Origin of the sequence: Streptomyces sp. SN-593, assembly GCF_016756395.1 — a bacterium.
Classification (GTDB): Bacteria; Actinomycetota; Actinomycetes; order Streptomycetales; family Streptomycetaceae; genus Actinacidiphila; species Actinacidiphila reveromycinica.
In genome coordinates, this window is the sequence record NZ_AP018365.1 from 805,356 (window position 1) to 829,591 (window position 24,236).

At 74.5% G+C, this 24,236-nt stretch carries 18 protein-coding genes; 7 read left to right on the plus strand and 11 right to left on the minus strand.

The features are described 5' to 3' along the window. Window positions 1-97: 97 nt before the first annotated feature. On the minus strand, window positions 98-1,495 hold the full coding sequence (locus tag RVR_RS03375) for an NADP-dependent succinic semialdehyde dehydrogenase (protein WP_202232415.1): 1,398 nt from the start codon (window positions 1,493-1,495) through the stop codon (window positions 98-100). Between the two features lie 334 nt (window positions 1,496-1,829). Between RVR_RS03375 and RVR_RS03380 the strand changes: the two genes are divergently transcribed. Continuing rightward, window positions 1,830-3,485 (plus strand): hydrolase, encoded by a 1,656-nt coding sequence (locus RVR_RS03380; RefSeq protein ID WP_237404544.1) that lies wholly within the window; start codon window positions 1,830-1,832, stop codon window positions 3,483-3,485. Between the two features lie 11 nt (window positions 3,486-3,496). Here the strand turns inward: RVR_RS03380 and RVR_RS03385 are convergent, their stop codons facing one another. After that, window positions 3,497-5,533 carry a SpoIIE family protein phosphatase gene (locus RVR_RS03385; RefSeq protein ID WP_237405221.1) on the minus strand — a complete coding sequence of 679 codons (2,037 nt, stop codon included), beginning with the start codon at window positions 5,531-5,533 and terminating at the stop codon, window positions 3,497-3,499. Window positions 5,534-5,775: 242 nt separating this feature from the next. Beyond that, complete coding sequence (locus RVR_RS03390; protein ID WP_202232417.1) at window positions 5,776-6,294, minus strand: hypothetical protein; 519 nt, start codon at window positions 6,292-6,294, stop codon at window positions 5,776-5,778. A 483-nt stretch (window positions 6,295-6,777) separates the two neighbouring features. Between RVR_RS03390 and RVR_RS03395 the strand changes: the two genes are divergently transcribed. Further along, window positions 6,778-7,197, plus strand: coding sequence for an NTP pyrophosphohydrolase (locus RVR_RS03395; RefSeq protein ID WP_202232418.1), 420 nt, complete (start codon window positions 6,778-6,780; stop codon window positions 7,195-7,197). 53 nt (window positions 7,198-7,250) lie between these two features. Here RVR_RS03395 and RVR_RS03400 read toward each other — a convergent pair whose 3' ends face one another. The 3 genes from RVR_RS03400 to RVR_RS03410 form a co-directional block, all read right to left on the minus strand. After that, complete coding sequence (locus RVR_RS03400) at window positions 7,251-8,369, minus strand: DUF5954 family protein (protein ID WP_237404545.1); 1,119 nt, start codon at window positions 8,367-8,369, stop codon at window positions 7,251-7,253. Between the two features lie 142 nt (window positions 8,370-8,511). After that, the gene (locus RVR_RS03405) at window positions 8,512-9,357 is read right to left on the minus strand and encodes a hypothetical protein (protein WP_202232419.1); all 846 of its coding nucleotides are present in this window, start codon (window positions 9,355-9,357) and stop codon (window positions 8,512-8,514) included. Between the two features lie 217 nt (window positions 9,358-9,574). Continuing rightward, window positions 9,575-10,747 carry an ROK family transcriptional regulator gene (locus RVR_RS03410; protein ID WP_202232420.1) on the minus strand — a complete coding sequence of 391 codons (1,173 nt, stop codon included), beginning with the start codon at window positions 10,745-10,747 and terminating at the stop codon, window positions 9,575-9,577. Window positions 10,748-11,107: 360 nt separating this feature from the next. Here RVR_RS03410 and RVR_RS03415 point away from each other — a divergent pair, with 360 nt between their 5' ends. From RVR_RS03415 to RVR_RS03430, 4 genes are all read left to right on the plus strand, one after another. Continuing rightward, window positions 11,108-12,286, plus strand: a complete 1,179-nt coding sequence (locus RVR_RS03415) for a Gfo/Idh/MocA family protein (protein ID WP_237404546.1) — start codon at window positions 11,108-11,110, stop codon at window positions 12,284-12,286. A 1-nt stretch (window position 12,287) separates the two neighbouring features. Beyond that, the gene (locus RVR_RS03420; protein ID WP_202232421.1) at window positions 12,288-13,208 is read left to right on the plus strand and encodes a sugar phosphate isomerase/epimerase family protein; all 921 of its coding nucleotides are present in this window, start codon (window positions 12,288-12,290) and stop codon (window positions 13,206-13,208) included. A gap of 85 nt (window positions 13,209-13,293) precedes the next feature. Continuing rightward, a complete protein-coding gene (locus RVR_RS03425; RefSeq protein WP_202232422.1) occupies window positions 13,294-14,043 on the plus strand; it encodes a sugar phosphate isomerase/epimerase family protein in 750 nt (249 codons plus the stop codon). Beyond that, window positions 14,040-15,155 carry a Gfo/Idh/MocA family protein gene (locus RVR_RS03430; protein WP_202232423.1) on the plus strand — a complete coding sequence of 372 codons (1,116 nt, stop codon included), beginning with the start codon at window positions 14,040-14,042 and terminating at the stop codon, window positions 15,153-15,155. The genes RVR_RS03425 and RVR_RS03430 overlap by 4 nt, the downstream gene beginning before the upstream one ends. 107 nt (window positions 15,156-15,262) lie before the next feature. Here the strand turns inward: RVR_RS03430 and RVR_RS03435 are convergent, their stop codons facing one another. The 5 genes from RVR_RS03435 to RVR_RS03455 all read right to left on the minus strand — a co-directional run bounded on the left by RVR_RS03435 (window position 15,263) and on the right by RVR_RS03455 (window position 23,305). Continuing rightward, the gene (locus RVR_RS03435) at window positions 15,263-16,099 is read right to left on the minus strand and encodes an undecaprenyl-diphosphate phosphatase (protein ID WP_202232424.1); all 837 of its coding nucleotides are present in this window, start codon (window positions 16,097-16,099) and stop codon (window positions 15,263-15,265) included. A 297-nt stretch (window positions 16,100-16,396) separates the two neighbouring features. After that, window positions 16,397-17,701 carry a chitinase gene (locus RVR_RS03440; RefSeq protein ID WP_202232425.1) on the minus strand — a complete coding sequence of 435 codons (1,305 nt, stop codon included), beginning with the start codon at window positions 17,699-17,701 and terminating at the stop codon, window positions 16,397-16,399. Between the two features lie 202 nt (window positions 17,702-17,903). Continuing rightward, entirely contained in the window at window positions 17,904-19,286 is a 1,383-nt protein-coding gene (locus RVR_RS03445; RefSeq protein ID WP_202232426.1) for a S53 family peptidase, read from the minus strand. Between the two features lie 291 nt (window positions 19,287-19,577). Continuing rightward, window positions 19,578-20,489: an ABC transporter permease gene (locus RVR_RS03450; RefSeq protein WP_202232427.1), complete on the minus strand. Its 912-nt coding sequence runs from the start codon at window positions 20,487-20,489 to the stop codon at window positions 19,578-19,580. Beyond that, the gene (locus RVR_RS03455) at window positions 20,486-23,305 is read right to left on the minus strand and encodes an alpha/beta fold hydrolase (RefSeq protein WP_202232428.1); all 2,820 of its coding nucleotides are present in this window, start codon (window positions 23,303-23,305) and stop codon (window positions 20,486-20,488) included. Before RVR_RS03455 ends, RVR_RS03450 begins: the two co-directional genes overlap by 4 nt. A 161-nt stretch (window positions 23,306-23,466) precedes the next feature. Here RVR_RS03455 and RVR_RS03460 point away from each other — a divergent pair, with 161 nt between their 5' ends. Beyond that, window positions 23,467-24,138, plus strand: coding sequence for a hypothetical protein (locus tag RVR_RS03460; protein ID WP_202232429.1), 672 nt, complete (start codon window positions 23,467-23,469; stop codon window positions 24,136-24,138). Window positions 24,139-24,236 lie beyond the last annotated feature (98 nt).

Consider the following 24,236-nt stretch of genomic DNA (forward strand, 5'->3'; position numbering starts at 1 on the left):
GCGCTCGGGCCCGGTGCTCGGGCCCGCGGCTCGGCCGAAGCTCCAGAACCGGCTCGGAGCGCGGCGGGCCCCTCCGTACCTCGCGCTCAGTGCTCCGTCAGCGGCCGAACCACACCGTGGTCACGTTGCAGAACGCCCGGATGCCCTGGGCGGACAGCTCCCGGCCGTAGCCGGAGCGCTTCACCCCGCCGAAGGGCAGGGCCGGGTGGGAGGCGGTCATGCCGTTGAAGAAGACGCCGCCCGCCTCCAGGTCACGGGCGAACCGGCGCTGCTCGTCCGCGTCCCGCGTCCAGACGTTGGAGCTGAGCCCGAACGGCGTGTCGTTGGCGAGCGCGACGGCCGCGTCCAGGTCGGGCACCCGGTAGAGGGTGGCGACCGGGCCGAACGCCTCCTCGCGGTGGATGCGCATCGCGTCGGTGACGCCGGCCAGCACCGTGGGCTCGTAGAACCAGCCGTCGGGCAGGGCCGCGGGCCGGCCGCCGCCGCACAGGGCCGCGGCTCCCCGGGAGAGCGCGTCCTCGACGAGTTCCTCCAGGTCGGCGCGGCCCTGCTCGGTGGCGACCGGGCCGACGTCGGTGGAGTCGTCCATCGGGTCGCCGACGGTCAGCCGCTCCATGGCCCGCACGAACCGCTCGGCGAACGCGTCGTACACGTCCTCGTGCACGATGAAGCGCTTGGCGGCGATGCAGGACTGGCCGTTGTTCTGCACCCGGGCGGTGACGGCGGTGGAGACCGCGTCGTCGAGCTCCGCGGCGGCCGACGACATCACCACGAACGGGTCGCTGCCGCCGAGTTCGAGCACGGTCGGCTTGATCGCGTCGCCGGCCGCGGCGGCCACCGCCCGGCCGGCGCCCTCGCTGCCGGTGAGGGTGGCCGCGGCCACCCGCGGGTCGCGCAGGACGTCCTCGACAGCGCCCGAGCCGACCAGCAGGGTCTGGAAGCAGCCGTCCGCGAAGCCCGCCCGGTGGAAGAGGTCGCCGAGGTAGAGCGCGGTCCGCGGGACGTTGGAGGCGTGCTTGAGCAGGCCGGTGTTGCCCGCCATCAGCGCGGGCGCGGCGAAGCGGACCACCTGCCACAGCGGGAAGTTCCACGGCATGACGGCCAGCACGACGCCGAGCGGGCGGTAGCGCACCACCGCACGCTCCGCCCCGCTGTCCGCGACGTCCGCCGGGTCGGGGTGCTCGTCGGCGAGCAGTTCCTCGGCGTGGTCGGCGTACCAGCGCATCGCCTTGGCGCACTTGGCGGCCTCCGCGCGGGCGGAGGCGAAGGTCTTGCCCATCTCGGCGGTCATGGTCCGCGCGATCGTGTCGCGCTCGCCGTCCAGCAGGTCGGCGGCGGCCCGCATCAGGGCGGCGCGGGTGGCGAAGTCGGTCTCGCGGTGCTCGCGGAAGGCTCTCGCCGCCTTGGCGACACGCTCCTCGACGGCCGCCGCGTCCATCGGCTCGAACGTCTCAAGGGTCCGCCCGGTGGCGGGATCCACGCTGGCGATGGGCATCGTCTGCTCCTCCTTCGTCCCCCTGTCCCCCGCGGTTTCCGGCCGCCGCCAAGGGGGCGGCGCCGTCGCAGGGCCCCTACCCGGGCGGGCGCGGGGTATCCGGGCCATCGTCACCCGGGACGGTGCGGCTCCGCGACAGCACGGGGGCCACCGCGGTGGCGCTCGGGACACTTGTGCACTCCCGCGTTTCGTGGGACGTTCACCACCTCGTCACACCACGCACATGCTTCTCGGGCTCTACGCGCGGAGAATCAGGTGCTGCACCATGTCTCGCACAGCACGCCCACTTCCGACGACGGTTCCCCATGTACCGCCCCCACCTGGAGGTTGACGGATGCCTATCCGAGTCCCCGGCGCCGCCGGATCGTCCCGCAGATCCGGCAGGTCCGGCGCCGCACCCGCGGATCGGGTGCCGGCACTGCCGCACGTCCCCCTGTTCCCCCGCGGCCGCGTGCTGGTCGGCGCGGCAGCCGCCCTGAGCGCGGTCGCCGCGCTCGGCGGCCTGGCCCTGTCGGGCGGCAGCGCGCAGGCGGCGGCCGGGCCGCAGTCGGCCGGGGCCGCCCCTGCCGCCACGGCCACCCACCGCGTGCTGTTCGACGACACGAAGGCCGAGGAGGCCGGCAACGCGGACTGGATCATCAGCACCAGCAAGCCGGACCCGCTGGCCCAGAACGCCTCGCCCAGCAAGGAGACCGACTGGACCGGCGCGCTGTCCTCGTGGGGCGTCGCCCTCCAGAAGACCGGCGGCTACAGCCTGGCGACCCTGGCGTCCGGCAAGACCATCACCTACGGCAACTCGTCGAACGCGCAGGACCTCAGCAACTACGACGAGTTCGTGCTCGACGAGCCCAACACCCAGCTCAGCGCGGCCGAGAAGACCGCGGTGATGACCTTCGTGAAGAACGGCGGCGGCCTGTTCCTCATCTCCGACCACCAGAACAGCGACCGCAACAGCGACGGTTGGGACTCGCCGAACGTCATCAACGACCTGCTGACCACCAACAGCGTGGACAGCACCGACCCGTTCGGCTTCTCCGTCGACCTGCTCGACATCAGCACCGACACGCCCAAGGCGATCAGTGACAGCACCAACCCGGTGCTCAACGGCTCGTTCGGCAAGGTGACCGGCAGCATCATCGCCGACGGCACCACCTTCACGCTCAAGCCGGCGGACAACTCCAGCGTCAAGGGGCTGCTGTACCGGACCGGTTACTCCGGGAACACCGGCGCGTTCTTCGTCACCAGCACCTTCGGCAGCGGCCGGGTGGCGATCTGGGGCGACAGCTCGCCGGTCGACGACGGCACCGGCCAGTCGGGCAACACCCTGTACGACGGCTGGAACGACACCCGTGGCACCGACGCCGCCCTCGCGCTCAACGCCACCGCGTGGCTGGCCGGCGACGGCAGCGGGACCACCACCGGGGGCACGACGTCCGGCACCACCTCGGGCACCTCGTCCGGGACGTCCACCGGTACCTCCACCGGCACCACCAGCGGCTCGACCACGGGCGGCTCCGGCGGCTGCACCTCCGCGCAGCTCATCACCAACCCCGGCTTCGAGTCGGGGAACACCGGCTGGACCGCGAGCACCAAGGTGATCACGAACGCCACCGCCGAGGCCGCGCGCACCGGTTCGTACAAGGCGTGGCTCGACGGGTACGGCACCGCGACCACCAACACGCTCGCGCAGAGCGTGGCGATCCCGTCCGGCTGCTCGGCCTCGTACAGCTACTGGCTGCACATCGACACCGCGGAGACCGGCTCGACGGCGTACGACACGCTGACCGCGCAGGTGCTGAACTCCTCGGGCACGGTGCTGTCGACGCTCGCGACGTACTCCAACACGAACGCGGCGTCCGGCTACACCCAGCACACCTTCAACCTGAGCGCGTACGCGGGGCAGACGGTGACGCTGAAGTTCACCGGCGTGGAGGGCTCCAAGCTCCAGACGTCGTTCGTCGTGGACGACACGGCGCTGAACGTGAGCTGAGGGTCGGCAGGTCAGGCGGTGGGGCCGATCCCGGTCCCACCGCCGAACTCGCACCACACCGCCTTGCCGTCGCCGCGCGGTTCGACGCCCCAGGTGTCGGCGAGCGCGTCGACCATCAGCAGGCCGCGCCCGGAGGTGGCGGCCTCGCCGGGAGTGCGGCGGCGCGGCCAGACGCTGGAGCGGTCCTGCACCGACAGCCGCACCCTGCGCACCGGTTCGGGCAGCACCTCCAGGGTGAGGACGGCGCCGCCCTCGGTGTGCAGCAGGACGTTGACCAGGAGTTCGCCGGCGGCGAGTTCCACGTCGTCGGACAGTCCGCCCAACTCCCAGGCGGTGAGCGCCTGCCGCAGCGCCAGCCGGGCGTCGGCCAGGCTGTCGGGGTCGGCCTGGTGGACGTACTGGTGGATGCGCGGCGCGCGGCTGGTGCCGGGGTCCGGCGCGCGGCGCAGCACGAGCAGCGCGACGTCGTCACTGGAACCCCAGCGCTGCCAGAGGCTGTCGGCGAGGTGGTCGGCCAGGTCCTCGGCGCGGCGCGGGCCGCCGCGGACCGCCTCGGCGAGCGCGGCCATGCCGACGCCGATGTCGGTGTCGCGCTCCTCGACCAGGCCGTCGGTGCAGAACAGCAGCGTCTCGTCGGGCACCAGGTCGAGCCGGGTCTCCGGATACTCCTGGAGGTCGGCCAACCCGGTCATGCCCAGCGGCAGGCCGCCGCGGACGTGCGGCCAGCCGGTGCGCCCGTCGGTGTGCCGGATCAGCGGCCCGAGGTGGCCGGCCCGGGCGGTCCACAACGCACCGGTGACAAGGTCGAGTTGGGCGTAGGCGCAGGTGGCGAAGCGCTCGGTGTCGAGTTCGGCGAGGAACTGCGAGGCCCGGGCGAGCACGGTGGAGGGCGGGTGTCCCTCGGCCGCGTACGCGCGCAGCGCGATCCTCAACTGGCCCATGACGGCGGCCGCGTGGGTGTCGTGGCCCTGGACGTCGCCGACCACCAGGCCGACCCGGTTCTGCGGCAGCGCGACGACGTCGTACCAGTCGCCGCCGACCTCGCGTCCGCGGGAGGCGGCGTGGTAGCGCACCGCGATCTCGGCGCCTTCGAAGCGGGGGACGTGCCGGGGCAGCATCGTGGCCTGCAGACCGGTGGCGAACTCCCGCTCCTGGTCGAAGAGGACGGCGCGCTGGAGCGACTGGGCGAGGATGCCGGCCAGCGCCACGCTCAGCTCCCGGTCCTCCCGGCTGAAGCGGTTGCGATCGCGGTAGAAGAGGGCGAGCCCGCCGATCGAGCGGGACTCGGCGATCAGCGGCAGGAAGGCGCAGGCGTCCATCCCGATCTGCTCGACGAACGGGGCGGCGAGCGGGAACCGCGCTTCGAGTTCGTCGTTGTCGGCGAAGAAGTGGGTCTGCTGGGTGCGGACGGAGTCGGCCAGCGGCAGCGACTCGACCAGCCGGACCGGCTCGAACGTCGGTATCCCGCGCATGAGTTCGCCGGCCGTCATCAGGAACCGCATGGTGGTGCCCTCGACCAGCGAGAGCGTCAGCCCGTCGGCCCCGAACCGCTCGGCACCGCCCGCGCCGGTCAGCACCGCGGTGACGTCGTCCACGGTGACCGCGTGCGACAGCGCCTCCGTGGTCCGGCCGACGACGGAGGAGAAGCTGCGGCGCGACGGGACGCCGCCGCCATCGGGCGCGTCGGAAGGCGCGTCGGAGGGCGCGGCCTGGGTCAGGTCGTCGGTGGCGACCCGGACGATGCCCACGACGCGGCGGGCGTAGCCCTCCTGATCGCGCAGGATGGTGCCCTGGGTGTGGGTCCACTGCTTGACGCCGTCCCGGCGGGTGATCCGGAAGTACCCCCCGTAGCTGCGCCGGCCGGTCTGCACGGCGCGGCGCAGCTCGCGGTCGATACGATCGCCCTCCTCGGGGGTGATACGCAGCACCAGCGCGTCGGGGCTGCGGTTGAACTCCTCGCGGCGCAGGTCGAACACCCGCAGCCCCGCCTCGTCGAGGTCGAAGGTCCCCTGGTCGAGGTCCCAGTCGAAGCTGCCCATGCCGTTCATGGCGAGCCGCTCCTCCGGGCCGATCGCCGGGCCGCCGGCGACGTCGTACGAGGACGCTCCGACGCGGGGGTCGTAGCGGCTGCGGACGGGGGGCTTGTGAGCTGTCATCCAACTGCTCCGGGGTGGGGTCGACGGCCGGAGGTCACCCGCGCGGGACGGTCCGCCGGGGCGGTTCGGCCGCCCTCCGCCGGAGGTCTCGGCTTCCCGGGGCGCCTCCTCTGCCGGCCGGAATCGTCGTCGTCCTAGCCATTATCACCCGATATCCGCCGGTGCGGGCGGCTGCGCGGAAGCGGCTTCCCCGTCGGTTCCGGAGCGGGTCGCGGGGCCTGCGAGGGCACCCGGGGGGCCGGGTCCGGGGGCGCCGGGGCGGACGGCGGGGACGGCGGGGACGCCGTACCCCCGGGTGCCGGTGCCGGTGCCGGTACGGGCGGCCGATCCGGGGACGCCGGGGCGACCGGCGGGGGCAGTGCGGCCGGTACAGCAGGGGCGTACGGCTGCGGCTGCGGCTGCGGCTGCGGCTGCGGCTGCGGCTGCGGCTGCGGCTGCCCGAGCGTGCCCCCGGCGGGGCCCAGCGTCGGGGTGAGGACGCGGAGCGCCACCAGGCCGGGGCGGGCGGGCCACGGAACCGGCGCCTCGACGCCGGGGAAGCGCTCGACCAGGGCGTCGAAGACCCGGTAGGCACTCGCCTCGTCCCGGGCGGTGATCACGACGTGCGCGAGGCCGTCGGCGCCGAGGCGCTGCGGGGGGACTCTGCGGTCCATGGGCACGTGAGCGGCTCCCTTCCTCGGGGCCGGTCCCTTCCGCGGGATCGGCTGCCCGGAGGGACACGGCGGGCCGCGGCCCGGTTGCCGATCGGCGCCGGGTTCACCCGCACGGGCCGGGGGCGGCATGACGGGCGGGGCATCGGGTAAGCGAGAGGGCGTCGATCGCGGGGCGCGTTCGCGTCCCGCCCCGCAGCGACCTGGGAGGACATGATGACCGAGCCGTATCCCACGCCGACGCCCCCGCGTCCGGGCGGGCCCCCTCCGGGTCCGGACCCGACGCCGGGACCCGGTCCCGGGCCGAGCCCCGTGCCCGCTCCCGGCCCGCACCCGGTGCCGGGGCCCTCGCCGGACCCCGTGCCGACGCCTCCCGGCCCCGAGCCCACGCCGCCGTCGCCCGCGCCGGACCCGATCCCGCCGACGCCCCAGCCCGAGCCGGCCGCGCCGCCGCTGAAGTGAGGGGCGTGTGCCACAGTGGGGCCCGTGACCGGACCCCCCTTGCTCGTCGTGGACGGGGCGAACGTGGTCGGCTCCGTGCCGGACGGCTGGTGGCGTGACAGGTACGCCGCCGCCGAGCGGCTGCGGGACGCCCTCGTGCCGTACGCCGCCACGGGGCTTCCCCCCGGCGCCCCCGCGCCGACCTGGGCGGGCGGCGTCCCGCTGGACGTCGTCCTCGTGGTCGAGGGCGCGGCCCGCGGGGTCGGGTCGGTGCCCGGCGTGACGGTCCGCTCCGCGCCCGGCAGCGGTGACGACCTCATCGCCGAGATCGCGCAGGGCGCGCGGGCGGGGACGGCCGGACCCCGGCGCTGCCTGGTGGTGACCGCCGACCGCGGCCTGCGGGCCCGTGTCATCGCGGCGGGCGCCGAGGTCACCGGCCCGCGCACCGTCTCCCGCCGCCCCTGATCCCCCGGCCCACCGGACAGGTCACCACCGGTGGCGGCGAGGCGTGACCGCCGTCAGCGGCCCTCGCGCAGGTGCTCGCGGCGGCGGCGCTCCTCGTCGAGCAGCGCCATGAACTTCAGCGTGTTCTCCTCGCCTTCGCCGTCCTCTTCCTCCTGCGCCGCCGCCTGCTCGCGCAGTTGCCGGTCGTGGACCAGGGCCGGCGGCACCGGGTCGGCGTCCGAGCGGCGCGGTCCCTCCGGGCCGTCCGCGCCGGTCCGGATCAGCCGCTCGACCCGGATGATCCGGAAGTGCCTCCCGGCGACGTCGAGTTCGTCGAGCTGCTCGGTGTCGAGGAGATCGGCCGCGCGCTTGTAGGACTCGTGCTCCTCGTCGGTGAGTTCGCGCTGCCACGGCACCATCACCCGCAACTGCATCGCCAACCCGTCGCGGGCGTCGCGCGGAGTGGCGGCGGTGCCGGTGGACTGCGGCCGCCAGCGGCCCCCTTCGCGCTCGGCGGCCATGAAGGTCGCCGGCAGCAGCACTCCACCCGGGTGGCTGCGCGCGGCGGCACGGGAGTCCTCCCGCACGTCGCGGGGCACGCTGCCGTTCTTCCGCAGCGCGGTGAGGAGTTCGACCCGCAGCACGCCGGGCGGCAGCGTGGCCTCGCCGCCGGAGGCGATGGCCAGGTCCGCCGCGGGGTCCAGCGGCGGCTGCGCGGGGTGGGTCCGGTCGGGGTCGGTGGCACGCGGCGGTTCGGGGCCGTCGGGGCCCATCCGGATGAAGCGCTCGGCCCGCACCACGCGGTAGCGCGCACCGGCCACGGTCAGCTCGTCGAGCCGCTCCCAGTCGAGCCGGTCGGCCGCCTCGGCGTACTGGGCGCGGCCGGCCTCGTCGCCGTCGGCCGCGCACCGGTCGGCCCGGGTGCGGAAGTGCGCGCCGAGCGCGTCGCGGGCGTCCTGCGGGGCGAGTCCGGCGAAGCCCGGGCGCAACTTCCAGCCACCTTCGGCCCGTTCGCGGGCGACGCCGAAGACCGGACCGCCGGCGAACAGGGTCGACGGGTACGCCTTGCGCGCCTTCCACGTCTCCACGTCCGCGGGCGCGGCCATCCCCGCCGCGACCGGCGACGGTGTCTCGGTCGGCCGCGCCCACTGCGGGCCGGTCACTTCCTCCTGAGCGTCACCGTTCGCCTTCATGCCCATAGGATGCCCGCCCGGCCGCCGCCAGGCCCCCGGTTCGGCCAAAACCGCGCCCTCGGACGGCGCCGGCGCGCGCCCCGGTCCACGGCTCCTCGCCACGTCCCGCATCGACGCGCGGCCCTTTGTCGCCGTCGGAGAATCAGCCGAGCTTCGCCACCTTGGCGATCTGCGCGGTCACCACCTCGGCGGGGATCTCCGGATGCGCGCCGGGGAAGCCCATCGCGGACAGCACCACGACGGTGGCGCCGACGCGGACGACCAGGAAGCGGAACGGCACGTCGACGGGGGCGTCGCCGTCGTCATCGCCGTCCACGACCTGGGTGATGGTGTACTCCACGGCGTCGTCACCGACGGAGGGGGCGGCCACCGGCACGGGGCGGGTGTACCGCTCCCCCTGGCCGCCGGGGAAGGAGTCACAGGCGGTCAGGGACGCGCGCAGGTCCTTCATCACCCCGACGGCGTCCGCCGGTTGGTAGGCGAGGAGCGTGTCCCCGACCACCGAGTCGTCCTTGCCGTCCTTGACGTCCCGCGTGACGTCCTGCTCGAACAGGGCGTGATGCTGGTGGCCGGGACTCACCGGCCCCATGGCGATCCCCGCCAGCGCCGTGCACGCGGCCGGTGACACCTTGGGCAGTCGGGCCACGTCCGTGATCACGACCTTGATCGTGACCCCGTCGGGGCCGTGGCCGAACTGCGTGCCCGTGGACCATCCCGGCAGGTCGGTCTTGGCCACGGCCGCCTGTTCCAACTGCCGTTGGTCGAGCATCCGCGCCGCGGGAGCCGTGCCGGTCGCGGCAACAGCGGCGGTCGACGCCGGACCGGTCGGCCCGTGCGCACCTCCGCCCGTACCGTCGCCGCCGCCCCCGCAGGCCGTCGCCGCGGCCACCAGCGCCGCGATGCAGAGCGCCCCCGCCGCCGGCCGTCGCGTCGTCCGTGCCCAGGCCCGGGCCGTGCTCCGTACTCCGTGCGACGCCGCGTCGCCCATGTGTGCTCCCCCCACTGCTGTGTCCGGCCGAACCCCATGGCCGTGCCGTGCCGCCCAGGCGCGCGGCACGGGCCACTCCCCCGGGGGCCCGCCGCGCCGACGGCCTGCGGAAACGTACCGGGCGCCCTTCGTACGGCGCAATTCCGCGGCCCGGAGGGCGCCGCGGGACGGGACCGCCGCCCACGCAGGTGCGCGCTGCCGGTCGTCCGTCGGGCGTTCAGGCGCCGAGGAAGCGGGCGATGCCGGCCGGGGACAGGAGGTGGTGGACGGCCAGCCGGCGGGCGCCCTCGATGCCCGCGCGGCGGCCGAGCACGGTGGTCTCGATCGCGACGGTGCGCGTGGCCAGCGGCAGCGCCCGGCGGTAGACGGCGGCGCGGATGTCCGCGAGCAGGTCGTCGTGCAGCGAGGCGATCGAACCGCCCAGCACGATGGTGTCGGGGTTGTAGAAGCTGACGAGCGAGGCGAGGACGTCGCCGATCCGCTGTGCGGCGAGCCGGACCTGGCGGCGGGCCAGCGGGTCGCCCTCGGAGACCAGGCGCACCACGTCGGCCGCGTGCTCCGCCGGCAGCCCGGCCTCGCGCAGCCGGGCGGCCACGGCGGCACCGGAGGCGACGGCCTCGACGCACCCGGTGTTGCCGCAGTGGCACAGCACGTCGTCGTGTCCGGGTACGGCGATGTGCCCGATGTCGCCGGCCGCGCCGCTGGCGCCGCGGTGCACCACGCCGCCCGAGACGATGCCGCAGCCGATCCCGGTGCCGACCTTGACGTAGAGCAGGTGGGCGGTGGCGGGCCGGTGGCCGTACTCGCCGAGCGCCATCATGTTGACGTCGTTGTCCACGAGCACGGGGGCGCCGCGCCGGCCCGCGAAGAACCCGGGGACCCGGTAGCCGTCCCAGCCGCGCATGATCGGCGGGCGCACCACGGTCCCGGTGCTCGCCTCGACCGGTCCGGGCACGCCGATGCTGATCGCGCGCACGTGCTCGGGCGGGTGCCCCGCGGCGGCCAGCATCCGTCCGATCTGCGCGTCCAGCGCGGACAGTACGGTCTCGGGCCCGTCGTTGATGTCGAGGTCCTCGGTGGTCTCGGCCAGGACGGCGCCGCCGAGCTCGGAGATCGCGACGGTGCCGTGGGTGGCGCCGAGGTCCACCGCGCACACCACGGCGGTGTGCGAGGCGAGGTGCAGGGCGAGCGGCGGACGGCCGCGTTCGGTGGCGACCGTGCCCGTCTCGACCAGCAGGCCGCGCTCGATCAGCAGGTCCACCCGCTGGGCGACCGCCGCGCGGGACAGGCCGGTGGCGGTGGCCAGTTGGCTGCGGCGGGTGGCGCCCCCGGCCACGAGCCCGGCGAGTTCGCTGAGCGAGGTGAGCTGCCGGTCGGCTGCTGCGGTCACGTGTACGCCCGTCCCTTTCCTCCGATGCGGCGCCGCCGTCGGGCGCGAGGCCCAGACGACCCTCGCACACCGCCGCGCCGGCGCGCCGAGCCGCCCGCCCCGCCGCGCGAAGCCGACCGCACGATGCCCGAGCCGAAGCCGGAACCGAAGCAGAAGCGAAGCAGAAACCGAAGCCGACCCGGTCCCGTCGCCTCGCCGTCGCCCGGCAGCCCTCCGCCCGCCTCCGCGGCACCGGGCGCCCCTCAGGTCGCGGGGGCGGCCACCCGCCGATTTATGACAGAAGTTAGCGTAATTCTTGCCATTGTCAACCGAAACCCCAGTGGCTAGCGTTTCCAGCGAACCGAAAGGGAGGGAAGTTTGGTGTCACTCTCGGGGCCCCACGCAAAGAACCCGCCGGACACGGCCGGTGCGCCCGGCACACCCGGCACGGCCGCGCTGCGCACGGCGATCGCCGGCACCGGCATGATCGGCCGGGTCCACCTGGACGCCGTACGCCGCAGCGGCGCCCCGGTCGTGGGTGTCAGTGCCTCCACACCGGCCCGCGCGAAGGAGGCCGCCGCCGCGCTCGGCGTGGACCGGGCCTTCGACTCCTCCGAGGAGCTGGCCACCAGCGACGACGTGGACGTGGTGCACATCTGCACGCCCAACGACGCGCACGCCCGGCTCGCCGAACTCGCCCTGCGCGCGGGCAAGCACGTGGTCTGCGAGAAGCCGCTGACCACCTCCTCGGCCACCGCGGACGCCCTCGCGGACCTGGCCGCGCGCAGCGGCCGGGTCGCCGCGGTGCCGTTCGTCTACCGCTACCACCCGATGGCCGCCGAGGCCCGGGCCCGGGTCCGCGACGGCCGGGCCGGCGACGTGCGCCTGGTGCACGGGCACTATCTCCAGGACTGGCTGCTGCTGCCGGAGGACACCAACTGGCGGGTGGACGCGGCCGCCGGCGGGCCCTCCCGGGCGTTCGCCGACATCGGCTCGCACTGGTGCGACCTGGTGGAGTGGGTGACCGGCCACCGCATCGCGGAGCTGACCGCGCTCACCCAGAGCGTGCCGCGGACCGGCGGCACGCCCGCCACCGAGGACGTCGTGCAGCTTCTCTTCCGTACCGACCTGGGCGCGAGCGGGTCGGTGACGGTCTCCCAGATCTCCCCCGGCCGCAAGAACCGGCTGTGGTTCGAGGTGGACGGCACCCGCACCTCCCTCGCCTTCGACCAGGAGGCGCCCGAGTCGCTCTTCGTCGGCAGCCGCGGCGAGAACGCGACGGTGCTGCGCGACCCGGCCACCCTCTCCCCCGAGGCGGCCCGGCTGTCGGTGGTGCCCGGCGGGCACCCGATGGGCTACCTCGACTGCTTCGCCGCGTTCGTCCGCGACGTGCACGACGCCGCGCGCGCGGCCACCGCCCCTTCCGCCGCCACCCCTTCCGCCACCGCTCCCTCCGCCACCACCCCCTTCGCCACCTTCGCCGACGCCGCCCGCATGGTGCGCCTGACCGAGGCCGTCCTCGGCTCGGCGAACGACCGGACCTGGAAAGAGGTCTCCTGAGATGAAGCTGGGCTTCCTCACCGCCTGCCTTCCGCAGCTCCCGCTCGCCGAGATCGCCGGCTGGGCCGCCGCCCACGACTACGACGCGCTGGAGGTCGCCACCTGGCCGTCCACCGGCTCACGCGACTTCGAGGCGAGCCACATCGACGTGGTGGACTTCGGCAAGGCGGAGGCGGACCGGGTCCGCGCGCTGTTCGACCAGCACTCCCTGACGCTGTCGGCGCTGGCGTACTACGAGAACAACCTGCACCCCGACCGCGAGCGCCGCGCCGAGATCGCCGCCCATGTACGGGCCAACGTGGACGCCGCCGCGCTGCTCGGCGTGGAGTACGTCGGCACCTTCATCGGCCGCCACCCGGGCCTGTCGGTGAAGGAGAACCTCGCCCAGGCCGAGCGCGAACTGCCCGCACTGGTGGAGTACGCCGGCGAGCGCGGCGTGAGGATCATCATCGAGAACTGCGTGATGGAGGGGTGGCACCCGGACGGCTACCCGGGCAACCTCGCCTACTCCCCCGAGCTGTGGGAGTGGATGTTCGACCTCGGCTTCTACCTGAACTACGACCCCTCGCACCTGCTGTGGCTCGGCATCGACCCGGTCGCGGCTCTGGGGCCCTACTTGGACCGCATCCCGCACGCCCAGGCCAAGGACGCGCAGCTCGACCCGCGGGCCCGGGACCGGTACGGGTTCTTCGGCCGCACCGTGGAGCGCGCCGACGGCTGGGACAGCGGCTGGTGGCGCTACCGGGTCCCGGGCCTGGGCGACGTGGACTGGCGCCGGCTGGTGGACACCTTCTACGAGGGCGGCTTCACCGGGGTGCTCTCGGTCGAGCACGAGGACCCCGTGTGGAGCGGCGACGTGGAGCGGGTCACCCGCGGCCTGGAGATCGCCCACCGCACCCTGCGCCCGCTGATCGTCGGGTGACGGCCGCCCGCCGCGCCGGCGCCGCCGCCCCCACCGCGTTCCCGCACCCGCACCCGCCGCTGTACTTCCAGGAGGCATCGCTTCGATGGCCACACCCCTGAGCATCCAGCTCTACACCCTGAGGGACCAGATCGCCGCCGACCGCGACGGCACGCTGACCCGCCTCGCCGGGATCGGCTACCGCGCCGTCGAGGCGTTCGACCCGACCGCCGACCCGACCGGCTTCCGCAAGCTCCTGGACGACCTGGGCGTCAGCGTGTCCAGCACGCACGCCTACGCGCTCTTCGACAAGGACGCGGGCGAGGTGTTCGACGCGGTCGCCACGGTCGGCACCGACCTGGCGATCATCCCCGGCGGCATCGCCGAGGAGGAGTTCACCACCCCCGACGGGCTGCACCGCACCGCCGACCTGCTCAACGGGTTCGCCGCCAAGGCGGCCGGGCACGGCATCCGGATCGGGTACCACAACCACTGGTGGGAGATCGAGCCGCGGTTCGAGGGCCGCACCGCGCTGGAGGTGCTGGCCGACGAGCTGGCCCCCGAGGTGTTCCTGGAGGTCGACACCTACTGGGCGCAGGTCGGCGGCGCCGACGTGCCGTCGCTGCTGCGCACGCTGGGGGACCGCGTCCTCGCCCTGCACGTCAAGGACGGTCCGGGCGTGAAGGGCGAGCCGCACACCGCGGTCGGCAAGGGCGCCGTCGACGTGCCGTCGATCCTGGCCGCGGCGCCGGACGCGCAGCGGATCGTCGAGCTGGACAGTTGCGCCACGGACGTCTTCGAGGCCGTCGCCGAGAGCCGCGCCTACCTGACGGCGCTGGAGGAGGGGCTTTCATGACCACGGGTTCGGGCTCCGGTCCGGTCGGCGTCGCGCTGATCGGCGCCGGCGTGATCAGCACGCAGTACCTGGAGGCGCTGTCCACCTTCCCGGACGTCCGGGTGCTGGCCGTGGCGGACCTGGACGTGGCGCGGGCCCGGGCGCAGGCGGACGCGTACGGCGTGCCGCACGCGGGCGACGTGGCGTCGGTGCTGGCGATCCCCGAGGTGGAGATCGTCGTCAACCTGACGATCCCGGCGGCGCACGCCGAGGTCGCCGCGGCCGCGCTGGCGGCCGGCAAGCACGTCTACGGCGAGAAGCCGCTGGCGCTGGCGCCGGCGGACGGCGCGAAGATCCTCGCGCAGGCGCAGGAGCACGGCCTGCGGGTGGGCAGCGCGCCGGACACGTTCCTCGGTGCCGGGCTCCAGTCGGCGGCCCGGGCCCTGGCCGCCGGGGTGATCGGCGAGCCGGTCAGCGCGGTCGCGGTGACGCAGGGGCCGGGGCCGGAGAGCTGGCACCCGAGCCCGGAGTTCCTCTTCCAGTACGGCGCCGGGCCGCTGTTCGACATCGGTCCGTACTACCTGACCGCGCTGGTCGCCCTGTTCGGGCCGGTGGAGCGGGTCGCGGCGAGCGCGCGGCAGGCGCGGGCGCGGCGGGTGGTCGGCTCGGGCCCGAAGGCGGGTACCGCGTTCGCGGTGGAGGTGCCCACCCACGTGCACGCGCTGCTCGACTTCGCGTCGGGCCCGAGCACGTCGGCGACGTTCAGCTTCGACTCCTCGGTGCCGCGCCGGATGATCGAGATCACCGGGACCGAGGGCACGCTGTCGCTGCCGGACCCGAACACGTTCGAGGGGCCGGTCCAGGTGCGCTCGTTCACCGACGAGGACTGGCGCGACCTGCCGGTGACGGGGACGACCGCCGGCCGCGGCATCGGCGTGCTGGACATGGCGCGGGGTATCCGGACCGGTGCGCCGCACCGCGCGTCGGGCGAGCTGGCGCAGCACGTGCTGGAGTTGATGTCCACGGTGACGGACTCCGCGGAGCGGCACGGCTTCGTGGCCCTCGAATCCCGCGCTCCGGAGGTGGCGACGCTTCCGGAGGACTGGGACCCGGTGGCGGCGACGCTGACCTGACCGGCGTCGTCGTCACCGCCGACCCGGGGCACCGTCCCCGGGCGCCCGGTCGGCCCACCCGTGGGGGATGGGCCGGCCGGGCCCTTCTCATCTCCCGGGCGGGCCGCTCAGGCGTCGACGACGTTCGTCGCGAGCAGGCCGATGATGACCACGCCGACCACGATCCGGTAGACCACGAACGAGTTGAAGGAGTGCCGGGCGACGAACTTCAGCAGCCAGGCGATGGAGGCGTAGGCGACCACGAAGGACACGAGGGTGCCGACGGCCAGCGCGGAGGCGCTGACGCCCCCGCTGGTGGCGTCCTTGAGTTCGTACAGCCCGGCGCCGGTGAGCGCGGGCAGGCCGAGGAAGAACGACAGCCGGGTGGCGGCCATCCGGTCCAGGTCGCGGACGAGGGCGGTGGAGATCGTGGCACCGGAGCGCGAGAAGCCGGGGAAGAGCAGCGCGAGGATCTGCGAGCAGCCGACGATCATCGCGTCCTTGACGGTGACCTGGTCCTCGCCGCGCTTGAACCGGGCCATCTGCTCGGCGGCCCACATCACGCCGCTGCCGACGATCAGCGAGAACGCCACCACCCACAGCGAGCCGAGCGGGCCGTCGATGAGCGGCTTGGCGGCGAGTCCGACGACGACGATCGGGATGGTGGAGTAGATCACCCACCAGGTGAACTTGTAGTCGTGGGCGTCGCGCTCGCGGCGGTCGGCCAGGCCGCGCACCCACGCGGTCACGAACCGGGCGATGTCCCTGAAGAAGTAGACGAAGACCGCCGCGATGGCTCCGACCTGGATCACGGCGGTGAAGCCGACCACGGCGTCGTCGTCGACCGGGATATTCATCAGGCCCTCAACCAGCTTGAGGTGCCCGGTGGAGGAGACCGGCAGGAACTCGGTCAGTCCTTCCACGATGCCGAGAAGGGCGGCCTGGCCGAGGCCGATGGCGCTCATGGGTGGTTTCCGTCCCCTGGTCCTGGTGTGCCGGTGGGAAGTGCGGACGGACCGGGCACGCCCGTGGCATGCCCGGCCCGCTCCGACTCGACTACATTCGCGTAGACGTCCGCTCAGACTCTAGAGGATCCGCGGCCGCGGTACGACGCCGGGGCGGCTCCGCCCCGGGGGTACCGTACCGGAGCCGCACACCGCGTTCTCGCAGTTCACAGGGTGTTCACCGCGGAGACGGCCGCGGTTCACCCGCTGGACACCTACCGCGCCCGCCGGGGGTGTCGGTCGGCCGTTCGAGAGGCGTCAGCAGGCGCCCTCGTCCTCCCACACGCCCCACTCGCCGGTGGTTCCGGGGGTCTCGCCGGTGGTCCACCACTTGGCGAGCCAGGTGTGGCCGCCGTAGGAGACCTTGTCGCCGCCGACGTAGATCGCGCTCGACGACCACGCCGTGGCGGTGCAGGTGCCGCCGCCGGTGCCGCCGCCCGTGGTGCCGCCGGACCCGCCGCCGGTGGTGCCGCCGGTGCCGGTGCTGCCGGTGAACGGCTCGAAGGTGTGGCTGAACTGCCAGGTGCTCTGCGAGATGCCGGAGCAGGAGTCCGATGCGCCCTGGCCGGGGCAGCCGCCGTTGTCACGCTGGAGCGCCCAGAACGACAGGGTGTTGATGCCCTTGCTGACCGCCCAGTTGTAGACGGTGGTGGCGTCGGCGGTGGTGAAGGTCTCGGCGGCGCCGTAGTCGTCGATGCCGGGCATCTCGGTGACGCCGATCATCGCCCACAGGTCCGCGTCGCTCTTCGACGGGTAGAGCTGCGCGAGTTCGTCGTGCAGGCCCTGCGACGCGGTCTCGGTGTCGGTGGCCATCTCGTGCGTGGCGCCGTCGTAGTAGTCGAACGTCATCTGGTTCACGACGTCGAGCCGCACGCCGTCGGCGACCGCGTTCTTGAGCACCGACAGCCCGGAGCCGTCACCGAGGGTGCCGGTGGTCAGGCCGTGGGTGGTGGTGGGGAGGGTGTAGGAGAACTGCACGGTGCGGCCGTTGGCCGCCGCCCAGTCCTGCACCAGCTTGACGGCCTTGTTGCGGCGGTCCAGGCCCGCGGCGTTGGTCAGCGAGTCCGCCTCGACGTCGAGGTCGATCCGGCTGACGTTGTAGGTGGTGATGACGCTCTCGTACGCCGCGGCGATGGAGTTGACGTTCGTGCAGCTGTCGGCGATGTCGGTGCCGGTGCTGTCGGCCGCGTATCCCCCGAAGGACGGGATCACGTCGCCGCCGCCGGCCTGGATGGTGGCGATGTCGCTGCCGAAGTTCGCCTGGCTGACCGGCGTGGAGCCGTCGCCGTTCCAGTCCGGGGTGCAGGAGCCCGCGGAGGCGGTCTGGAGGAAGGCCATCGTCAGGTACTTGTTGCCCGAGTCGGCGGCCAGCCCCGAGAGGCTGTTGCCGTTGTACGCCTCGAAGTACGGGGCGAACACGTGGCTGGGAAGTGCGGTGGCGGCGGTGGCCTGCGGAGCCGCGGCGTGCGCACCGCCGGCGCCGGCCAGCACCAGGCCGGCCGAGGCGGCTGCGGCGACGCCCGCGATCAGGGCGCTCAGTGGTCTGCGAACGCGTCCGGTCATGGACCGCGCTCCCTTCGGTGTGGGGGTCCCAGCACGGCGGGCCGCGCTGGTCTGGACCAATGCTGATCCATACTGTTTGATCTGGACCACCCAACTGTCAAGGGCCCTAACAGATAATCCGGTTGGCCGGCCGTACGCGGCGGCCGCCGCCGCGCCCCGACAAAAACGGGCGCGGCGGCGGCCGGCGGTGGCGGGGTGCGCGTCAGCGCCGCGGGCTGAGCAGCGCCAGCGCGGGCACGAACCGGGCGGCGTCCACGGTGCCGACGCCGGTGGCCATGTCGTACCCCTTCACGGCCGTGTAGCCGGTGACACCGTCGTAGGAGTTGTCCGTCCCGTCCTTGACGTCGACCACGCCGCCGACCTTGCCCGTGCCCTTGGCCAGGGCGTACAGCGCGGTGTGGATGTCGCCGACCCGGTGCCCGGCGACCTGGTCGGCGAGCGCCACGATGCCGGAGAAGAGCGGGCTGGCCTCGCTGGTGCCGCCGTAGACGTCCCACCCGACGGCCGTCGGGTCGTAGCTGGAGTACACCCAGGCGCCGCCGTCGACGGCCGCGGACATCGAGACGTCGGGGGTGCCGCGCCGCGCGCCGACCACGTTCTTCACGCCGTTCTGGTACGCCGGCCGGGCGAAGACGTGCGACTGGCCGCCGCCGCCGGCGCCGTAGTCGTTGTACACGCTGTCCGGCGCGGTGCGGTTCCCGGCGTCGTCCAGGTGGAGCTGGGTACCGCCGACGGAGGTGACCAGCGGGTCGGAGGAGGGCCAGGAGTTCACCGCGTACGGGTAGTTGGAGCTGCCGTCCTCGGTCGCGTCGGTCGCACCGCCGTCCCCGGACGAGCCGAGCACCGTGACGCCGTGGCGCGCGGCGTCCTCGAAGGCGTAGCGCAGCTTCTGGATGCTGGAGAAGTCGCCCTGGTCGAAGCCCGGGAAGGTGTTCTCGGTGGCCCCGAAGCTCTGGGTGATGACGTCGCCGACGCCCTTGTCGATCAGCGCCTTCTCGCCGTCCATCATCTCGGGCAGGCCGGTGACGCCCTCGGTCTCGGCCACGCCGGTCTCCAGCAGCACGATGTGCGCGGCCGGGGCGATCGCGTGCGCCATCTCCACGTCGAGGGTGCTCTCGCCGGCCCAGCCGGTGTGGTCGGGGTTGGTGGGGTCGAAGGGCGGCACGTCGCCCCACTTGACCACCTGCACCGTGGTGCTGGGAATCCCGAACTGCTTGCTGTAGACGTCCAGGTCGTGCTGGATCGTCGGCGAGCCGAACGAGTCGACGATCACGATCGTCCGGCCCTTGCCCGTCACGCCCGCGCGGTAGAGCGGGTTGAGGTCGTACGCCTGCCGGTACTGCGTGGGTGTGTAGCAGTTGATGCCCCACTGTGCCTGGCACTGGGCGATGGTCAGCGGGCTGCTCGCGTCCTTGACCAGCTCGTGTCCGACGACGGCGGGCACCGGTCGCACGGCGGGCGCCGCGTGGCCGGCCGCCGCCGTGGCCGCGCCGGTGAGCGGTGCCGCGATCAGGGCGGCGGCGGTCAGGGCGGTGGCTCCTGCCGCGGCGACCACGGCGCGCGGCCGCGGGCGGGGTGTGCGCATGGACTCTCCTCGTGTGGAGGGCTCTCCTGGCGAGCGGTGCGGCCGTCACGGAGACGGCCGCGGTGGTCACTCGGATAGATCATGCCCAGGACAAGGGAGTTCGCCGTTTGCCGTACGTCGTTTTACCCGAACGGCCGATAATTTTACGCCGCCATGACCATGCCACATCGGGCCGACGCGGCGTCAGAACCGCTGTCGCGGAGCCCGTTGGCGGAGGGGTCCGCCCCCTCGGGAGGAGGGGACGGACCTCGCGGTCCGGGCCCTCGTCACCAGGGCGCGGACCCCTCGCGGTCAGGACACGATGTCCTTCGTCCGGAACCCGCGGAACGCCAGCGCGGCGAACACCACCGCGTACGACACCGAGATCGAGGTGCCCTCGATCATGCCGGTCCACTCGGTGACCGGTTGCATCGTGTCGAGCCAGGCGAACTGCCAGTGCGCGGGCAGCGCGTCCCGCCACCGGTGCAGCGCCGTCACCGCGTCCAGCACGTTGCCGACGATGGTCAGCCCGACCGCGCCGCCCACCGCGCCCAGCGGTGCGTCGGTGACCGTGGACAGCCAGAAGGCCAGGGCCGCGGTGACCAACTGGCTGACGAAGACGTAGGCGACGGAGATCGCCAGCCGGGTCAGCGCGGTGCCGGCCGGCACCGAGTCGCCGGTGGGCAGTTCGAGGTCGCCCCAGCCGTACGCCGCCGTGCCGGCCACGAACGCCACCAGGGGCAGCAGCACCAGCGCCACCGCGCTGAACCCGAGCGCGACGGTGAGCTTCACCGCGAGCAGCCGGGCCCGCGGCACCGGCGCGGCCAGCAGGTAGCGCAGACTCGACCAGCCCGCCTCGGAGGCGACGGTGTCCCCGCAGAACAGCGCGACCGGCACCACCAGCACGAAGCCCGCCGACACGAACAGGCTGGTCGCCGCGAAGTTCGCACCGGACGACGTGGCCGTGTCGATGAGGGTGGGCGTGCCGCTCCCGTCGCCCGGGGTGCCGCCGATCGCGAACGCGGCCATCAGCACGAACGGCAGCAGCACGAGCAGTCCTCCGACCACGAGCGTGCGGCGCCGCCGCAACTGGCGCCGGGCCTCCACCCGCAGCCGCAGCGTGCGGCCGGGCCGGTAGCCGGGCGCGGCGATCCCGCCGGAGCCGGCCGGGCCCCCGGCGGGCCCGGGCAGGTCGGGCACGGGCGCTGCGGGCACGGTGCTCATGCCGAGCCTCCGATCAGGGTCAGGAAGGCGTCCTCCAGGCGGCGGTGCGGGCCGACCTGCGCCACCGGCACGCCGAGCCGCACCAGTTCGGCCACCAGCTCGACCGCGCTCGCCCCCTCCGCCATGACGACGAGCAGCCCCTCCTCGGCCCGCACCGCGCTGGCCACCACGGGCAACCCGGCCGCCGCGTCCACCTGCTCCGGCGTCAACTCGCCCTCGACGCCCACCAGTACGGTGTCGGTCGAGCCGATGATCCGCGCCACCGGCCCGGAGGTGACCAGCCGCCCGCGGTCCATGACGACCAGGTGCGTGCAGGTCTGCTCCACCTCGGCCAGCAGGTGGCTGGAGACGATGACGGTCCGGCCGGTGGCGGCGTAGCGGATCATCACCTCGCGCATCTCCCGGATCTGCGGCGGGTCCAGGCCGTTGGTGGGCTCGTCCAGGATCAGCAGGTCCGGCAGGCCGAGCATGGCCTGCGCGATCGCCAGCCGCTGCCGCATGCCCTGGGAGTAGGTCCGCACCGCGCGCCGGAGCGCGTCGCCGAGTCCGGCGATCTCCAACGCCTCGGCGAGGTGGGCGTCTTCGGGCGGACGGCCGGTCGCCTGCCAGTACAGGTCGAGGTTCTGACGTCCCGTCAGGTGCGGCAGGAAGCCGGCTCCCTCGACGAACGCGCCGACCCGCGAGAGTACCGGCGCTCCCGGCCGTACCGCCTCCCCGAACACCCTGATCTCGCCTTCGTCCGGGCGGATCAGCCCCATCAGCATCCGCAGCGTGGTGGTCTTCCCGGCCCCGTTCGGCCCGAGCAGTCCCAGCACCTGGCCGGGCTCGACCTCGAAGGTCAGGTCCCGCACGGCGTACCGGTCGGCGGACTTCGCGTAGCGCTTGCTCAGCCCGCTGATCCGCAGCGGGACCGCGGCCAGCGCGGGGTCGGCCGGGCGGGGGCGGACCCGGCGGCGGCCCAGGAGCAGCAGCGCCGCCGCGACCACGACCGCGGCCGGCGGCAGCGCCCACGTCCACCACGGCAGCGAGGCCGCGCCGACGCCCAGCCCCTGGTCGACCGGCACCGTGACGGCCGCGGAACCGGCCAGCGACACGGTGTAGGCCGCGGGGGCCGCGGGCGTCGCGTAGCCCAGGTCGGTGGTCGTCAGCACCACGGCGAGCCGGTGCCCGGCCTTGAACGTGTGGTCCACCGCCGGCAGTCGGACGCGCACGGTACGGCCCGCCGGCGAGCCGGTCACCCGGACCGGGGTGGCCAGGCCGGACGGCAGCGTCTCCTGGCCGTCCGCGCGCACGTCGTACAGCTTCGCGAACAGCACCGCCTCGGGGGCGGTGGTGGCGACCTTGACGGTGACGCTCGGAGCGCCGGTGAGGACGGTGGCGCGACGCAGCGGTGCGGACTCGAAGCGCGCCGACTGGGCGGCGTAGTCCACGGTCACGCTCCGCCCGAGCTGGGCCAGTCCGGACAGCGCGCCCGACCCGGGAACGGAGGAGATCGCCGGCGGCGAGCCGCCGGCCGGGTTGGTGACCTGCTGCGCCCGGCCGGTGAGCGCGACGCGCCGGGTGGACGTGCCGTCCAGGCCCGGGTAGCTCCCGAGGCTCGCGCCGCGCAGGACCTGGCTGCCGTCGGCGGAGTTGATGCCGGTGACGCGGGTGACGCGGAAGGCGGGGCCGGTGCCGGCGCCCGTGTCGCCCTTCAGGTAGCGGTCGAACCATGCGGTGACACGGGCGTCCACCCGGGCGTCCTCGGTGTCGCCCCCGTCGTGTCCGCCCTCGATCCAGTCGACGGACACCGGGGCGCCGTTCGCCTTGATCGTGCGCGCCATCGCGTCGGACTGGGCGAGGGTGAACAGCGAGTCGGTCTGGCCCTGCACGACCAGCGTGGGCACCTTGATCCGGCTGCCGACCGCGGACGGGCTCAGCGCGGCGAGCTGCGCCCGGTCGGCCGCGGTGGAGACCCCGCTGGTGGCCACCCGCTCGTACAGGTCGCAGATCGACGGTTCGAACCGGCCGCAGACGGGATCGGACGTCCGCGCCCCGGCGGAGGCGGAGGCGGAGGGATCAGCCGTGGGGGTGGAGGGCGTGGCGGTCGGCGCGCGGCCGGCCGTCCCGGAGGGCGCCGGCGCGCCGGCGGGGGCCGTCGTGGGCCCGCCGCCCGTACCGGTCGGCGTCCCGTCGCCGGTGGTGTCGCCGTCCGCCGGTCTGGCGCCGGAGAAGAGGATGCCGCTCCACAGCTTCTTGTACACGCCGTCCGGCAGCAGCGCGTCCGCGAGGTTCCAGTACGTCTCGCGGGGCGCGATCGCGTCGATCCGCGGATCGTTGCCGGCGGCGATCAGCGAGATCGCGCCGCCGTAGGAGACGCCGGAGATGCCGACCCGGGGGTCGCCGGGCGCGTCGAGCTGGACGTCGGGGCGGGCCGCGAGCCAGTCGACGAGCCGGCTGACGTCGGCCGCCTCACCGTCCTTCGCGTTGAGCCCGATCCGGCCGCCGGACGCGCCGAACCCGCGCGCGGACCAGGTCAGCACCGCGTAGCCGTGCGCGGCCAGCGCCTCGGCCTGGCCGCGCACGTCGTCCTTGGTGCCGCCGAAGCCGTGCGCGAGCAGCACCGCGGGCCGGCGCCGGGTGCCGCCGTCGGTGAAGTACGACGTGTCCAGCCGCACTCCCCCGGCCCCGGTCAGCATCGCGTCCGTACGGTGCACCGACCCGCCGCCGGTGCCGCTCGCCGCCGCCGTGCCGGTCACGACGCCGCCCACCGCCACGGCGGCGAACGCCCCCGCCGCAGCGATCCACTTCCGCCCCCGCGGCCACCGAAGATCCATCCCCCGATCCTAAGGGCGGTGTCCGGCACGGTGACCGGCACGGTGACCGGCACGGTGACCGGCACGGTGACCGGCCGTCGGCCCACCGGGATCCTCCGCGGGGCCGAGCGCCTGGGCCGGCGCCGGACCGGAGTGTCGGCGGGGCGGGATACGGTCGGGGCGTGGGCAAGGGCTTGACTGCGGCGCAGCGCAAGGCGGTGGCGGCGTCCGATCCGTCGACGGGGCGGGTGGCCGCCGGGGCCGCGGTGTGCGCGGCACTGGTGGCGGCCGGGCTGGCGGTGCCGCACGGCCGGGCCGGGCTGCACTACCTGACGCCGGAGGGCCGCCGGGTGCGGGCGGAGCTGGCCATGCGCGCCGGCGGGCAGACGGCCGGGGAAGGGCCCGAAGCGGCGGCCGGGGCCGGTGAAGTGGAGGCGGACCGGGGCCGGTTCGTCGCGGACGACGGGTCGGGAGCGGTGCTTCCGGGTGCCGGGCGCGTCGCCGAGGTGGCCGCCGCCTGGGAGGGGCTGCGCCAGATCCGCGCGGTGCTCGGTGACGGCGCCGCGCAGGCGCCGGCGGCCTGGGAGCGGGAGCGCCCGGTGCACGCGGTGGCGCTGGCGCTGGAGGCCGCGGGGGTACCGCCGCACCGTGCGGGGGAGGACGGCGCCGCGGGCTACCGCGTGCGGTCCTCCGCGCATCCGGGCCTGGTCGAGGTGACCTGGTCCGGCGCGGCCGCCGGGTCCGCCGCGCTCGCCCGGGTCGCCTCGCTCCTCGGTCCCCTCGGCTGGCAGGCGACCGAGCACCGCGCCCGCGGCGGCGCCCCCTTCCTCCTGGTCTCCCCCCGCCACGCGTAGGCCCGCGCCCCTCGCACGCGTGCCCGAGCCCCTCGCACGGGTGGACGGGTGGACCGCGCCGCCGCGTGGCACAGGCCGTCGAGCGGGGCGGGGCCCCT